Origin of the sequence: Pseudomonas sp. RIT-To-2, assembly GCF_029623465.1 — a bacterium.
Classification (GTDB): Bacteria; Pseudomonadota; Gammaproteobacteria; order Pseudomonadales; family Pseudomonadaceae; genus Aquipseudomonas; species Aquipseudomonas silvicola.
Genome location: NZ_JAPYKM010000023.1, coordinates 1 through 13458, shown reverse-complemented (window position 1 = coordinate 13458; position 13458 = coordinate 1). Strand labels below are relative to the sequence as shown.

At 65.9% G+C, this 13458-nt stretch carries 11 protein-coding genes; 7 read left to right on the top strand and 4 right to left on the bottom strand.

Annotated features, from left to right (window positions below):
• The 7 genes from QBK88_RS19660 (at position 1) to QBK88_RS19630 (ending at position 8303) form a co-directional block, all read left to right on the top strand.
• Positions 1-1320 carry a cellulase family glycosylhydrolase gene (locus tag QBK88_RS19660; protein ID WP_268150502.1) on the top strand — a complete coding sequence of 440 codons (1320 nt, stop codon included), beginning with the start codon at positions 1-3 and terminating at the stop codon, positions 1318-1320.
• A 13-nt stretch (positions 1321-1333) separates the two neighbouring features.
• Complete coding sequence (locus QBK88_RS19655; RefSeq protein WP_277963342.1) at positions 1334-2551, top strand: glycosyltransferase family 4 protein; 1218 nt, start codon at positions 1334-1336, stop codon at positions 2549-2551.
• Complete coding sequence (locus tag QBK88_RS19650; RefSeq protein ID WP_277963341.1) at positions 2542-3642, top strand: glycosyltransferase family 4 protein; 1101 nt, start codon at positions 2542-2544, stop codon at positions 3640-3642. The genes QBK88_RS19655 and QBK88_RS19650 overlap by 10 nt, the downstream gene beginning before the upstream one ends.
• Positions 3642-5039: an O-antigen ligase family protein gene (locus QBK88_RS19645; RefSeq protein ID WP_277963340.1), complete on the top strand. Its 1398-nt coding sequence runs from the start codon at positions 3642-3644 to the stop codon at positions 5037-5039. The genes QBK88_RS19650 and QBK88_RS19645 overlap by 1 nt, the downstream gene beginning before the upstream one ends.
• Positions 5036-5857 carry an acyltransferase gene (locus QBK88_RS19640; protein WP_277963339.1) on the top strand — a complete coding sequence of 274 codons (822 nt, stop codon included), beginning with the start codon at positions 5036-5038 and terminating at the stop codon, positions 5855-5857. The genes QBK88_RS19645 and QBK88_RS19640 overlap by 4 nt, the downstream gene beginning before the upstream one ends.
• 8 nt (positions 5858-5865) lie before the next feature.
• Entirely contained in the window at positions 5866-7275 is a 1410-nt protein-coding gene (locus QBK88_RS19635) for a lipid II flippase MurJ (RefSeq protein WP_277963338.1), read from the top strand.
• 107 nt (positions 7276-7382) lie between these two features.
• Positions 7383-8303 carry a cupin gene (locus QBK88_RS19630; protein ID WP_277963337.1) on the top strand — a complete coding sequence of 307 codons (921 nt, stop codon included), beginning with the start codon at positions 7383-7385 and terminating at the stop codon, positions 8301-8303.
• Here the strand turns inward: QBK88_RS19630 and QBK88_RS19625 are convergent.
• From QBK88_RS19625 to QBK88_RS19610, 4 genes are all read right to left on the bottom strand, one after another.
• Positions 8296-9198 carry a LysR family transcriptional regulator gene (locus tag QBK88_RS19625; RefSeq protein ID WP_277963336.1) on the bottom strand — a complete coding sequence of 301 codons (903 nt, stop codon included), beginning with the start codon at positions 9196-9198 and terminating at the stop codon, positions 8296-8298. The two genes, QBK88_RS19630 and QBK88_RS19625, sit on opposite strands and share 8 nt — an antisense overlap.
• Before the next feature lie 188 nt (positions 9199-9386).
• Positions 9387-10832 (bottom strand): cytochrome c, encoded by a 1446-nt coding sequence (locus QBK88_RS19620; RefSeq protein ID WP_277963335.1) that lies wholly within the window; start codon positions 10830-10832, stop codon positions 9387-9389.
• 4 nt (positions 10833-10836) lie between these two features.
• Positions 10837-12489, bottom strand: a complete 1653-nt coding sequence (locus QBK88_RS19615) for a GMC family oxidoreductase (RefSeq protein ID WP_277963334.1) — start codon at positions 12487-12489, stop codon at positions 10837-10839.
• Complete coding sequence (locus QBK88_RS19610; protein ID WP_277963333.1) at positions 12486-13067, bottom strand: sugar dehydrogenase complex small subunit; 582 nt, start codon at positions 13065-13067, stop codon at positions 12486-12488. Before QBK88_RS19610 ends, QBK88_RS19615 begins: the two co-directional genes overlap by 4 nt.
• Between the last annotated feature and the right edge of the window lie 391 nt (positions 13068-13458).

Below are 13458 nucleotides of genomic sequence, written 5' to 3'. Positions count from 1 at the left end.
ATGTGGAAGAAGCCGATCGTATGGATACCTGCTTTACTGGCCGTCGCCGTGGCGTTCAGTGCGTTGCAGTGGAGCGACAAGGCCGAGGCGGACATCACGCTGAAGGGGCCGCGAGCGGTGCAGTGGAGTGATTTCCTGGGGGTCAACGCGCAGTTCCAGTACTTCGACCCCGCGGTGTACCAGAAGCAGATGACCGCGCTGGATGACCTGGGCCTGAACTGGGTGCGCCTGACCATCCACTGGCCGATCATCGAGCCCACCCAGAACAATTTCGACCTCACGGCCCTGGACGGCGCCATGACCGCCATGGCTGCGCACAAGTACAACATACTCGCCTACATGGTGGGTTCAGCGAGCTTCGACAGCAGCGCGCCGGCCAATGTCGCCAGCCGCGACCAATACCCGCCCACCGATTTCAGCGTGTTCGCCGACCGCATGACCATGCTCGCCAAGCGCTACCCGCAGGTGAACACCTGGCAGGTGTGGAACGAGCCGAACATTATCTGGCTGCCCAAGGAAGACCCCAGCGCCTATGGCAACCTGCTGTTCACTACCGCCAAGGCCATTCGCAACGCCATCCCTGACAAACCGGTGGCTACCGCGGGCATGGCCTACTACAGCCAGATGCACAGCACCGACGGCCTGATGCTGTCCGACCTGCTGACCCAGGGGCTGCCCACTGCCAATATCGTCGCCGCCTACCACCCCTACTCCGAGTACCCGGAAGGCGACGACACCACCGCCAAAGACTTTCTGCAGCGCGGCAACTACATCAACAGCGCCCTGCACGCCAAGGGCGTGACCCAGGTGTGGGCCACCGAATGGGGCTGGTCCAGCTACGCCGGGCCAGTGGAAATGCAGGCCGTCATCGGCGTCGACGGGCAGGCCGACTACACCCTGCGCAGGCTGGCACTGATGAGCGCCATGGACTACCAGCGCATCTTCCTGTTCAACCTCAGCGACCTGGACGCCCGGGCTTCCCCGCGCGACCAGTACTACGGGCTGGTGGACATCAATGGCAGCCCGAAACCGGTGTACACCGCCCTCAAGAACTTCCTCGGGGTCACGGGCGCGCGCCTGGAGCCGGCGGACGCCCCCACCTACACCAACGGCCCGGGCGATCTGTACAACGTGGCCTGGACCCGCGCCGACGGTACCCACCTGTGGCTGTTCTGGAGTGCATCGGGCAGTTCGGTGACGTTGCCGTCGGTGACCTCGGCCGCCTTGTTCGACCCGCTCAAGGGCACCCGCACCGACCTGGCCAACGCCCAGGGCATCAGTGTTCCGCTCAAGACCAGCCTGCAGATGCTGGTCTGGTGACAAGGACGATTCAATGCGCATTCTCTGGACATTGCCCTATTTGCCCTGGCCAACCACCAGCGGCGGCAAGACCCGCCAGTACCATCTGTTGCGCAGCCTCGCCGCGCGCGGGCACCGCATTACCCTGCTGGTGCAAGCCAAGACCGACGTCGACCAGGCCACGCGCAACGCGCTGGAGCCGTTTCTGGAGCAGTTGATCGTGCTGCCGCGCCGGCCGTTGCGCAGCCTCAAGACCTTGTTGGCGGTGGCGGCCGCGCCTTACCCGATGCTGGCCAGCATCAATGGCCTGGCCCCGGGGCTGGAGCATTATTTCGACCAGTTACTCAACGCCCGTTGGGACGTGGTACAGATCGAGCACAGCTATGCCTTCCAGCCGTATGAAGCAGCACTGCGCCGCCACGGCCAGCCGTTCCTGCTGACCGAACACAACATCGAGTCGGCCCTGGGCGCCGCCAGTTACGACCGTTTCCCCGCGTGGCTGAAGCCGTTCACCGCCTATGACCAGTGGCGTTACCGGCGGTGGGAAAAACGCGTGTTCGCCCAGGCCGCGCAACTGGTGGCCGTCACCGAGGCAGACGCCGAGCAGATGCAGGTGCTGTTCCAGCGCCAGGCCGCCGTGGTGGTCAACGGCGTGGACTGCCCCCATTACGCCACGGTGCAACCGGCATTCGATAGCCAGCGCCTGCTGTTCATTGGCAATTACGAATACAGCCCTAACCTGGACGCGGTGGAATGGGCCCTGGATGAGATCATGCCCAAGGTATGGGCATTGAACCCCGAGGTGCGCCTGGCCGTGTGCGGTTTTGGCTTGCCAGCGCAGTGGCGCGAACGCTGGCCCGACCCTCGGGTCGAATTCCAGGGTTTCGTGCCGGACCTGCGCGCCCTGCAAGAGCAGACGGCGGTGTTTTTCGCGCCGCTACGCCAGGGCGGTGGCTCCAAACTCAAGGTGCTCGAAGCCATGGCCGCCGGCCTGCCCGTGGTCACCACCGGCCAGGGCGTGTCGGGGCTGGCGGTGAGCAACGGCCAGCACTACCTGGGCAGCGAAACCGCCGAAGGCCTGGCGCAACTGTTGGCTGACGCCGTGCGCGACCCCGCGCGCCTGCAACACCTTTCCGATGCCGCGCGCCGTTATGTGCGCGGCCACCACGACTGGACCGTGGCCGCCGCCCAACTCGAACAGGTCTATTCTCGCCTTTTGCAACCTATGGAAGACACCAGCGTATGCGCATAGGACTGGATTATCGCCCCGCCACCAGCTACCCCAACAGCGGCATTGGCCGCCAGACCCTGGCGCTGGAAGAGGCATTGCGGGCCAACCCGGCCGTGCAGTTGCAACTGTTCACCGTGGCCCCCGAAGACCATCGCATTCGCCGCAAGGCCCATTGCCCACGCTGGGGCTCACCCCTGCAGGGCCTGCACCGTCTGCCGGTGCGCCTGAAGTTCGAAGCCGGCTTCCTGCCCGGTGCCCTGCGCGAAGCCGGTATCGAGACGTACATCGCCAACTTCAACATGGGCTTGCCCCTGGGGCGCAAGCCGGACGGCCTGAAGTACGTGTTGCAGCTGCACGACCTTTTCCAGCTGACCCTGACCAATGCTCACGGCTCGCAGCTCAAGGCGCGTATCTACGGCTACACCGACAAACTGTCGATCGGCTGGTCGGTAAAGGTGGCGGACCGGGTATGGGTACCGTCCCAGTACACCGCCGACGAACTGGTCAAGCTGTTTCCCCAGGCCCGCGACAAGGTGCGCGTGCTGCCTAACCTGGTGCTGCCGTTCAGCGGCGAGCCAGGCGACATCAGTGGCCTGCAACTGCCCGCCCGCTACTGGCTGGCCGTCGGCACCCGCGAGCCGCGCAAGAACATTCCCTGGTTCGTCAGCGCCTGGCAGCAAGCGCGCCAGCAGAACCCGGACGTACCGGAGCTGGTGTTGGTAGGCGCCCGCGAGCATCTGCCCAGCGCCCAGCAGCACCTGCACGGCCTGCATTTTCTCAGTGACCTCACAGACGCCCAGTTACAGGCGCTGTATGCCGGCGCCGCCCGCCTGTGGCAGCCCTCCTACGCCGAAGGCTTCGGCCTGCCGGTGATCGAGGCACTGGCCCAGGGCACGCCGGTGGCGGTCGCCACCGGTTCGGCGCTTGACGAGATCACCCCGGCCGACAGCCCGCGGTTCTCACCCACCGACACCCCGGCGCTGGTTGAACTGATGACCCGGCTGGCCGCCGAGCCCGCGGCCGACGCTGCACCGCTCAAGGCCTGGGCCGAAGGGTATGGCGAGGCTGCCTACCGGCGCCGCTTCGATGAACTGCTCGAGGAGTTGCGCTGATGCCACTGGCTTTTCCCCTCGCCCTGATCGTCAGTGTCGCCTTCGGCATCCTGGCCTGGCTGCTGCCCGCCCCCAAGGTAATGGCAGTGATGGTCGGCATCGCCGCCATCATCACCATCATTCGCAAGCCGTTGTGGGGGCTGCTGCTGTTTGCGGTGGTCGCCACGTTCCTGCCGTACACCACGGTAACCATCGGTATCCGTACCACGGTCTCCGAAGCCCTGGTGATGCTGGTATGGGCCAGCGTCATGGCCCAGCACCTGTTCGGCCAGATGCACCGCGCGCCCAAGGCCTTGCACACCGAGCGCATGGTGGTCGCGTTCATGCTGTTCACCGCCCTGCCCTTCGTGGTTGGCCAGATCGTCATCGATGCCGCGGGCAACGGGCCGGTCAACTGGGTACGGTGGATGTTCAACCTGTCGACCCTGTTCCTGGTGCCGCGCCTGCTGGACACCCCGCGCAAGCGCGAGCAACTGGTCATCGCACTGCTGCTGGGCACCCTGGGCTTGCTGCTGCTGTCGATCCCGGTGTACCTGAAGGACCGCACCCCCGACACCCTCACCGACATCCTCGGGCGGCTGGGCTACGGCTCCGTCGACCAATTGAGCGAAGGCCTGGCCGGCCTCTCGGGGCGGATGGCGTCGCCCTGGACGCACCCCAACATCACCGGTGGCGCCATGGCCCTGCTGGTGCCGCTGGCCGCCTGCTTCGGGCTGACCCGCAAGGGCTGGCCAAAGGCGCTGGGTATAGCGGTGACCCTGCTGGGGCTGTTCGGCCTGCTGCTGACCGGTTCGCGCGGCGCCTTGATCAGCCTGGTACTGGTGCTGATCTGGCTGGCACGCAGGCGCATGCCATATACCGGCCGGGCATTGATGGTCGCCTTGGTGGGCGCTGCCCTGCTGCTGATGTTCTACCCGCCATTGCAGGACCGGGTCATGGACCTGTTCTCCAGCAATGACGCCAGTACCTCGGTGCGCTTCGACGAATACTCCAACTTCCCGCGCGCCATGGCCATGTACCCGCTGGGCATCGGCTTCAAGGTAGACCCACCGGTACCCGGTACCACCTTGTGGGGTATCTCCAACCTGTACCTGAACTACATCTACAAGCTGGGCGTGCTGGGGCTGCTGATGTTCCTGGTGGTGATCCGCAGCTGGTGGAAATACACCCGCCCCACCACCGCTGCCCTGGTGCTGACCCACGACAACGCCTTGTGGATAGGCACCCTGATCGGCCTGCTGGCCGCCTTGGTCAGCGGCCTGTTTGACCACTACTTCAGTTTTACCATGGTGCTGGTCGCTCTGTTCTGGCTGCTGCTGGGCCTGAACCTTCAAGAAGCCAGGCGCCTGCGCGCTGCCGCCGACACCCCTCTCGCACTCCCCGGAAATCGCCCATGAGACATCGGATTTATCATTCGCGAAACCTGCGCCACGCCCTGCCTGAATACGCCATCAAGATGGGTGTGAGCACCGAAGAACTGCAAGCCGCCTACGATTGGATGCTGGCCAACGAGGTGCTGTTCGAACAACTGCTCAAGGGCGACACGCTGTGCTTCATCAGTTACGTGAACATCGAACCGCGCATCGAAAACCCGCTGGCCCGGCGCTTCTACGCGCTGCTGGGCCGCGAGATCAAGGGCGCCTTGATCCCGCTGTATGGCAAGAACTGGGCGACCCTGCGTGACCGCATGCTGCGTACCTGGGAGCAGGCTTACAACATCCTGATCTGCAAGATCCCCAGCCACACCATCCGCCTGGCCTGGCTGCGCCTGGGGGGCGCGAAGATCGGCAAGGGCTCCACGGTATGGCGCAACACCGAAGTGCTAGGCGTCGACAGCCTGCGCATTGGCGATGACACCGTGGTGGGCTGGCACTGCCAGCTGGACGCCCGGGGTGGCCTGATCATCGGCAACCACGTGACCATCGCCTCCCATGTGCTGCTCATCGCCGGCGGCCATGATACCCAGGCCCCGGAATTCTGGGCCGTGGGCGGGCCGATCTTCATTGAAGACTATGCCTGGATCGCCAGCCGTGCGCTGCTGTCGTTCGGCGCGCACATTGGCGAAGGGGCCATCGTCGGGGGCAACAGCGTGGTCAGCAAACCGGTGGCGCCCTATGCCATCGTCGGCGGCCCCAATGCCGAGGTCAAAGGTGAGCGCTGCCGCAACCTCAACTACAAGGTGGGCGGCAAAGGCCTGTTCACCCTGTTCCACTGAGACCTGCCATGTTCGGCTCGACGTTGTGGTTGACCCTGGCCACCCTCACGGGCCTGGCCGCCGGCTTTGCCCGGGAATGGTTGCTGGTGGCCTCCTGGGGCGCCGGTGGGCAGAGCGATGCCTTCCTGGTGTCGCTGTTCCTCCCCGAAGCCCTGCGCATGGCGCTGGCGGCCGGGCTGTTGAGTGCCGCGGCGCTGCCGCTGTTCCAGCAGCGTGACGGTGATGGCCAGCGCGCCTGGCTGGGGGCGCTGGTACCACGCCTGTTCTTGCTGGGGCTGGGGCTTGCCCTGGTACTGAGCCTGGCCGCGCCGCTGCTGGTGCGCGCCATCGGCCCGGGCCTGGACAGCGATGGCTACGCCCGTGCTGCCGGCTCGCTGCACTGGCTGGCCTGGTGTGCACCGGGCTTCCTCTTGCATGCGCTATTCTGCGTCCCCCTGCAGGCTCGCTCGCGGTTTGTGCTGGCGGGCCTGGGCTCATTGCTGTTCAACCTGCCGCCGGTGCTGTACCTGGCCATCCTGCGCCACGACGCCACGACCACGGGCCTGGCCTGTGCCTGTGTGCTGGGCAGTTGGCTGATGCCCGCGGTGCTGGTCCCGTCGCTGCTGCGCGCCGGCTGGCGCCCCTGGCAGCGCGAACAGGCGCCAGGGGCGGTACGCGAACTGTTGCAACGCATCGGGCCGTTACTGAGCAGCAACCTGGCCAGCCAGGGCCTGGCGCTGCTGGAGCGCATGGTCGCGTCGCTGCTGGGCGAAGGCGCGGTGACCTGGATCAACCTGGCGCGCAAGTTGATCAACCTGCCGCTGATTGCCCTGATGAGCCTGAACCAGGTCCTGCTGGGGTTGATGAGCGGCAGCGCCGGCGCACAGCGCCTGACCTTGCTGCGCAAGGGTCTGAGCAGCGCCACCTTGCTGACCGTGCCGGCCGTCACCGGCCTGATCGGCGCCTCGGCGGCACTGGTCACCCTGCTATTGCCCAACCAGTCGGCTGGCAGCCCCTTGCCGGACCTGCTGGCCTGGTTCTGCGCCCCCCTGATGTTCGGCGCCTGGAATGCCCTGCTGGCGCGCTACGCCTATGCGGCCGGCGACACCCGCATGCCGCTCAACTGCGAACTGGCGGGCAGCTTGCTGAACGCCGTGCTGCTTGGCGTCTTGCCCTGGGTATTCGGCCTGATCGGCATCGCCATGGCGGCCTTGTGCGGCGTGCTGCTGACCGGCGTACTGCTGATGCGCCGCCAGACGCTGCTCGGGCAATTGCCGTGGCGCAGCCATTGGTTGCTGGGTGCGGTGGCGATGTTGCTGGCGGCCCTGGTGGTGCATCCATTACCCGGCATGTGGGTGCAACTGGCGGTCAGTTGCGTATGCGGGCTAGTGTTGCTGGTGGGGCTGGGGGTGTGGCTGCGGCCTTGGGCGCGGGGGTGAGGATCAATGGCCTCCCCTTTCCACATAACACCTGTGCCCCCAGGGCCATTAATCCCCCCCGCCCCGCTTCGTATAGTGGCTCCATCAACCAAAAAGGAGCCTGCCCCATGAACAGTGCCTTCATCCCCGCCGCGACCGTTGACGCCGAATACTTCGAATACAGCAAGGCCGCCAACCCCATCAGCGCCAACCTGATCAGCCGTATCCCTTACCACAGTTTCCCCGCCACGCTGTGCGCTGATGGCCCCTCCCGAGTAGTGCCGCTGGATCTGAGCGAACACCTGGGCTGCGCCGGGCCCGCCACCGGGCCAGGGCTGTGTGCCAACTTCATTCGCCTGAACGCCGGCGACAACCTGCGCCTGGCGCCCAACGCCACCTCGCAGGTGCTGTACGTGATCGCGGGCGCGGGCCGCTTGAGCCAGGGCGACAGCCAGTTCGAGTGGCATCAGGGCTGCTTCATCGCCTTGCCAGGCCTGCAGGCGACAACACTGACCGCCAGTGCCGATAGCCGCTTCTATTACGTGCACGACGAGCCGCTGTTGCGCTACCTGGGCGTGACTGCCGGCCAGGACCGTTTCAGCGCCACGCTGTACCCGGCCGAGGTCGCCAACGCCAAGCTGCGCGAAGCAGCCGACGATCCCCGGGCCCAGGACCGTAGCCGCATCAGCATCCTGCTGGGCAACCGACATTTCCCACAGACCCGCACCGTGACCCACGTGCTGTGGGCCATGTACGGCATTCTGCCGCCAGGCTCGGTGCAGAAACCCCACCGTCACCAATCCATCGCCCTGGATTTCATCATCGATGCGCCGCAAGGCTGTTACACCCTGGTGGGCACCGAACTGGACGATGCCGGGCAGATCCGCAACCCCACCCGCGTGGACTGGGCGCCTGGCCTGGCGTTCGTGACACCGCCCGGGTACTGGCATGCCCATTACAACGAATCGGACCGCGAAGCGTTCCTCATCCCTATTCAGGACGCGGGCCTGCAGACGCACCTGCGGGCCCTGGACATTCGTTTCAGTTAAGCCAATACGGTGGTGTGCCGACGCGCTCGACCATGAAGTCGATAAAGCTGCGCACTTTGGAGGAGACAATGCGCTTGGGCGGATAGACGAACCAAAGCGCCGCCTCCCCTGCGGGCACCTGCCACTCCGGCAGCCAGCGCTGCAGGCGGCCACTGCCCAGGCCGTCGGCCGCTAACCAGAGTGGCAGCAGCGCCACGCCCAGGCCCTGCTCCGCTGCCAGGCGCCGGGCGTCCAGGTCGTTGATGCGCAGCGGGCCTTGCAGGGTCACGGCCACGCCGGTCTGCTCACGGTAGAACATCACCTCATCGGCGGCCCCCGGGCCCAGGATCGCCGGGTAATCAATCAGGCATTGCGGCCCCTCCGGCGGCGCATGTCGAGCGGCGAAGGCCTTGCCCACGCACAGCACCCACTGTTCATCCGCCAACTTGCGCGCCTTGAGGCCGGAGTCCGGCAAGGTACCCCGGCGGATCGCCAGGTCCATGCCGCTCTCGATCAGGTTCACCCGCGCATCATCCAGCACCAGTTCCACCTGGATATCCGGGTAGCGCTGCAGGAATTCGCCAAGCCAGGGCAGTACGTGGTGGCGGGAAAAGGCCGGTGGCACGCTGACCTTGAGCAGCCCACGGGGGTGCTGGTTCAAGGCGGAAGTGGCGGCGCGCGCCTGTTCCAGTTCAGCCAATACCCGCCGCGCGTGGTGCAGAAAAGTCTGCCCGCCTTCGGTCAGGTGCAAGGTACGGGTGGAGCGGTTGAACAGGGCGATGCCCAGGTCCTGCTCCAGGTCCTTTACATAGCGCGACACCGTCGAGGCCTTGATACCAAGGCGCTCGGCGGCGCGGGAGAAATTATTGCCGTCGGCGGCCTCGACGAAGGCGGTCAGGGCGGCGAAGTAGTCCACGGGCAAGCTCCATTGGCCAGGAGGGGTATCATCGCAAGGCCGGTGGCTGGATGCCACCTGAACGGCTTATCCCCTGCAGGACCGGGCGCCAGCTCGGGAACCAGACACCGCAGCGCATCAGCCCGTGCGCGTTGCGGCCCTCCCGAGCTTCGCCGGATGGCCGGCACCCCGCTCCTGCCGGGTGCCGGTCAGGCCACCGCAGGCAAACGCCTGCGACGCACCCACCAGCCCAGCATTGCCAGCACCACCAGGACACCCACCACCATGGCGGGCACGATGTACGGCTGCACCACCGCCAGCAACGGTTTCTCGCCACCCTGGCGGGCGATCATCACGTCGTGGGCGCTGACTTCATGGGACGGGTTGCCGAAGTTGCGCAGCACGTAGTTGGCGATGTCAGCGATCTGCTGGTCGTTCAACTGCGCCACGTAGCTGACCTCGTCGAAACGTGGCATCAGCACATGGTGCCCACCTTCCTGGCGGTCCACGCCATACAGAATGGCTGCGATCAGGTTGGCCGAGTTAGCCATGCCGGTCGCCGTGTTGTGGAACAGCGACGGGTAAGCCTGGTTGGCACTGCCCTGCCCGCCCGGCTGGTGGCAACTGGCGCAGTAGCCGCTGTACAACTGGGCACCAGTACGCACGCTGTCATGGGCGTTGAACGGGGCCATGCCGCGCACCTGGTCTTCACCGCTGTGGGCCGCACCGAACTCATAGGCCGGGCGTACTTCGCCTTCGCTACGCACGGGGTTGGTGCTCTTGAGGTACGCCGCGATCGCCTGCAAGTCAGTGTCCGGCAGGAATTGCAGGCTGTTCTGCACTGCCTCCGCCATGCCGCCGCCCGCCTGGTTCTTGCCCTCGGCGTGGCCGGTGCGCAGGTACTGCACCAACTCTGCGTCGCTCCAGCCACCAATGCCGCTGACCTTGTCAGAAGTGATGTTGGGCGCGTACCACGGCCCCACCATGCCGCCGGACAGGGCCTGGCCCTTGATTTCCGCCATCAGCGGGTTGCGCGGGGTGTGGCAGGCACCGCAGTGTTCAAGGGTGTTGGTCAGGTACTCGCCGCGCACCAGCTCCGGGGTCGGCAACGGCGCTGCCCGGGTGGTGCGGCTGTCGAGGAACAGCAGGTTCCAGCCGGCCATGGACAAGCGAATGTTGAAGGGGAAGTTCAACGCCGTGGTCGGCGCCGGGGTGTCGATGGGCGCCACCGAGTGCATGAAATAGGCATACAACGCGGCCACGTCGCTGTCGCTCATGTGCACGTACGAGGTGTAAGGCATTGCCGGGTACAGGTAACCGCCGTCGGCGCGCACACCATCGCGCACCGCGTGGGCGAACTGCGCCTCGGTGTAATGACCGATGCCGGCGGTTTTCGACGGGGTGATGTTGGTGGAATAGATCGACCCGAACGGCGAGTTGATCGCATACCCGCCCGCGAACGACTTGCCGCTGTCGGGCACCGTGTGGCAAGCCATGCAATCGGCAGCCACCGCCAGGCGGCGGCCCTGCTCTTCCTGGGACAGCACGCCGCCAACGGGCGTCACCGCCGGGGCGGGCACGGTGTCCTGGGCACGGGCCACGCCCGCCACTGCCAGCATCGCCACCAGCAGGTGGGCTTTGAAGGTAAAGGTCATGTGCTCAACCCCGCGCCAGTGCTTTGCTCATGTCGTCGGCGGCCTTGATCGCCAGCGCCGCCATGGTCAGGGTGGTGTTGACGACGCTGGCCGAGGCCATGGCGCCGCCACCGGGCAGCCACAGGTTGGCATGGTCGTGGGTGCGGCAGTCGCCGTTGACCACCGAATCACGCGGGTCGTTGCCCATGATGGTGCCGCCCATGATGTGGTTGTTGGCGTTCAGGCTGGTGGTGATGACGAACTCGGTGGCGCCGAACAGGCTGCCAATGTGCTCCAACTGCGCATGGGCCGCCTCGGCGCCCTTGCGCACGTAGTCGCCCACGTCGTAGTAGATATCCGGGCACGCCAGGCCGTGCGGGTCCTTGCGGGTGGTGCTCAGGGTCAGGCGGTTGTTGGGGTCCGGCAACGGCTCCAGGCTGATCGACAGGTCGACGCCGTGGGTGGAACGGCGGCGGATTTCGGCTTCCAGCGCCTTGCCCACCAGGCCCATGGCTAGGGCCTGCTCGGTGGCCTTGGCGACCTGGGTGATGTTGTTCAGGATCATTTTGTTGGCCGAGTACTTGGAGCGGAACTCGCCGTCACGCGGGCCGACAATGCAGCTGCTCTGCGCCGGGCCACGGCCGATCCACAGCGGCTCGTTGGCAATGAACGAACAGTGGAAACCGGAGTGGTCCATCATGTTGCGCCCCACCTGGTCGGAGGAGTTGGCAATACCGTGGGGGTTGCGCTCGTTGGCGGCCAACAGCAGCAGGCGCGGGGTCTCCAGGGCGTTGCAGGCCAGGGCGAAGACCTTGCCGCTGGCCTTGTGCGACTTGCCATCGGCGCTCAGCCAGTGCACGGCTGTCACGCGGTTGCCCTCGTCGGTGTCGATCTTGTAGACCACTGCCTCGGTCAGCGCCAGGGCGCCATTGCGCTCGGCTTCTTCGATGGTGTGGATGGCGTTGTACATGGCGCCGATCGGGCAGATCGGCTGGCAATTGTTGTTGCCACAGCAGGTTGGCCGGCCTTTCCACGGCCGCGTGCTGCGGCCCTGGGGAATGGGGATGTGCTTGTAGCCGTGGGCATTGACCACTTCGGCGAAGCGCTTGTCACCGTAGCCCCACGGCACCATGTCCATGGGGTACGGCTGGCTGCGCTCGCGCGGGCTCTGCATTTCCGGGTCGCTGGGGCCGGCCACGCCCATCGCCTCTTCGGCGCGGCAGTAGTAGGGTTCCAGCTCGTCGTAGCTGATCGGCCAGTCACGGCCCACGCCGTATTCGGACTGCATGCGCAGGTCCACCGGCAGGTGGCGCCAGCACGACGCCGCCCAGTGCCAGGTGGTGCCGCCCAGGGTGCGCAGGTAACCCTGCTGGAAGCTGCTGCCGCTCGGCCCGCTGAGCCCCACGTAGTTGTTCTTCGGGAAGTACAGCGGCGCGGGCGCGTGCTCGGCTTGCGGGTACAGGCCCTGGAAGTCGGAGCCGATGCGGTTGTCGAACGGCATGTTGCGCCAGTTCTCCACCGCCTGGGCGCGCTGAATGCGCAGGCCCGCTTCGAGGATCAGCACCGAGTGCCCCTCGGCCACCAACTGGTTGGCGATCAACGCTCCGGCCACGCCGGACCCCACCACGACCACGTCGGCGGTCACATCGCCATTGGCGTCAAATACTGGCTTTCTCATGCTGCGCTCCTCGGGCCGTAGATCGATGCACTGGCATCGGGAATGGCGGCGGTCCACCACAGCGGGCCATTGCCGCAGTAGGTGGGCACGATCAATCCATCACTGGCGGGGCGGTACATGAGCGCATCCTTGTAAGTAATCAGCACCGCGTCCTGGCCGTGGCCGACGGTGCCCTTGAACCATGCCGCCACCAGGGCCAGGGCGGCATCTGCTTCATTGACCTGCCGCGCGGCAGCCAGCAGCGCCTCGGCGCTCTCGCGGTTGGCCGGCACGGCGGCCAGCTTGCTCAGGTTGGCCAACGACGCGGCCATGCCCGGTTTCTGCGCGATCAGCGCGCGGGCAATACGCCCGGCGATCAGGGGGTCAAGGTCGTCGTAGCCAGTCAGCACCTGGGACACCAGGAAAAAGCCCTGCGCATCCAGCTCCGGGCCATCGGCCAGCGCCAGCGGCGACCAGCCCAGGGTACTGGCCATGCCAGCCTGGAGCGCGGCCACGGCGAAGGCGGTCAGCACCGTGCGGCGTTTGAGCGGCGCATGCCACGGGGAGGGTTGCGAAGGATCAGGTTCAAGGGCTTGCATGGGTATTCTCTCGGTCAGGCAAGGCATGGCCACGGGTGGTCCGGGCTCTGGTTTTACTGAACTGAAACCGGTTTCAGAAACACGTCAAAAAAAACCTGCACGGGGCTCCGGGCAGGTCATCCATGGGTGTCGAGGTTGGCTTCCAGCCAGCTGCCGCGCAAACGTATGCGGCAGAGTGTCGCGAGGGTATACCAAAGTGCTGGCAACGCAATGTTAAATTGCTTACATGTTTGGTAAATCACTGTTTCTAAAAAGGTAATGATCGGTAGCCGAGCGTGCCGGGGCTGTGCGGAATGCCTTGAACGTCCAGGCAACGCTTGCGCGGTCACTCAACAATGAGTGACTGGCCCCCTGCAGCGGCAATGAATGGCATCAGGCGGCGACCTTCTGC

What these genes read in the sequence shown, in the direction of transcription:
- QBK88_RS19630 (WP_277963337.1), top strand. Translation starts at nt 7,383, where the DNA reads ATGAACAGTGCCTTCATCCCCGCCGCGACCGTTGACGCCGAATACTTC.
- QBK88_RS19660 (WP_268150502.1), top strand. Translation starts at nt 1, where the DNA reads ATGTGGAAGAAGCCGATCGTATGGATACCTGCTTTACTGGCCGTCGCC.
- QBK88_RS19650 (WP_277963341.1), top strand. Translation starts at nt 2,542, where the DNA reads ATGCGCATAGGACTGGATTATCGCCCCGCCACCAGCTACCCCAACAGC.
- QBK88_RS19640 (WP_277963339.1), top strand. Translation starts at nt 5,036, where the DNA reads ATGAGACATCGGATTTATCATTCGCGAAACCTGCGCCACGCCCTGCCT.
- QBK88_RS19620 (WP_277963335.1), bottom strand. Translation starts at nt 10,832, where the DNA reads ATGACCTTTACCTTCAAAGCCCACCTGCTGGTGGCGATGCTGGCAGTG.
- QBK88_RS19610 (WP_277963333.1), bottom strand. Translation starts at nt 13,067, where the DNA reads ATGCAAGCCCTTGAACCTGATCCTTCGCAACCCTCCCCGTGGCATGCG.
- QBK88_RS19655 (WP_277963342.1), top strand. Translation starts at nt 1,334, where the DNA reads ATGCGCATTCTCTGGACATTGCCCTATTTGCCCTGGCCAACCACCAGC.
- QBK88_RS19615 (WP_277963334.1), bottom strand. Translation starts at nt 12,489, where the DNA reads ATGAGAAAGCCAGTATTTGACGCCAATGGCGATGTGACCGCCGACGTG.
- QBK88_RS19635 (WP_277963338.1), top strand. Translation starts at nt 5,866, where the DNA reads ATGTTCGGCTCGACGTTGTGGTTGACCCTGGCCACCCTCACGGGCCTG.
- QBK88_RS19645 (WP_277963340.1), top strand. Translation starts at nt 3,642, where the DNA reads ATGCCACTGGCTTTTCCCCTCGCCCTGATCGTCAGTGTCGCCTTCGGC.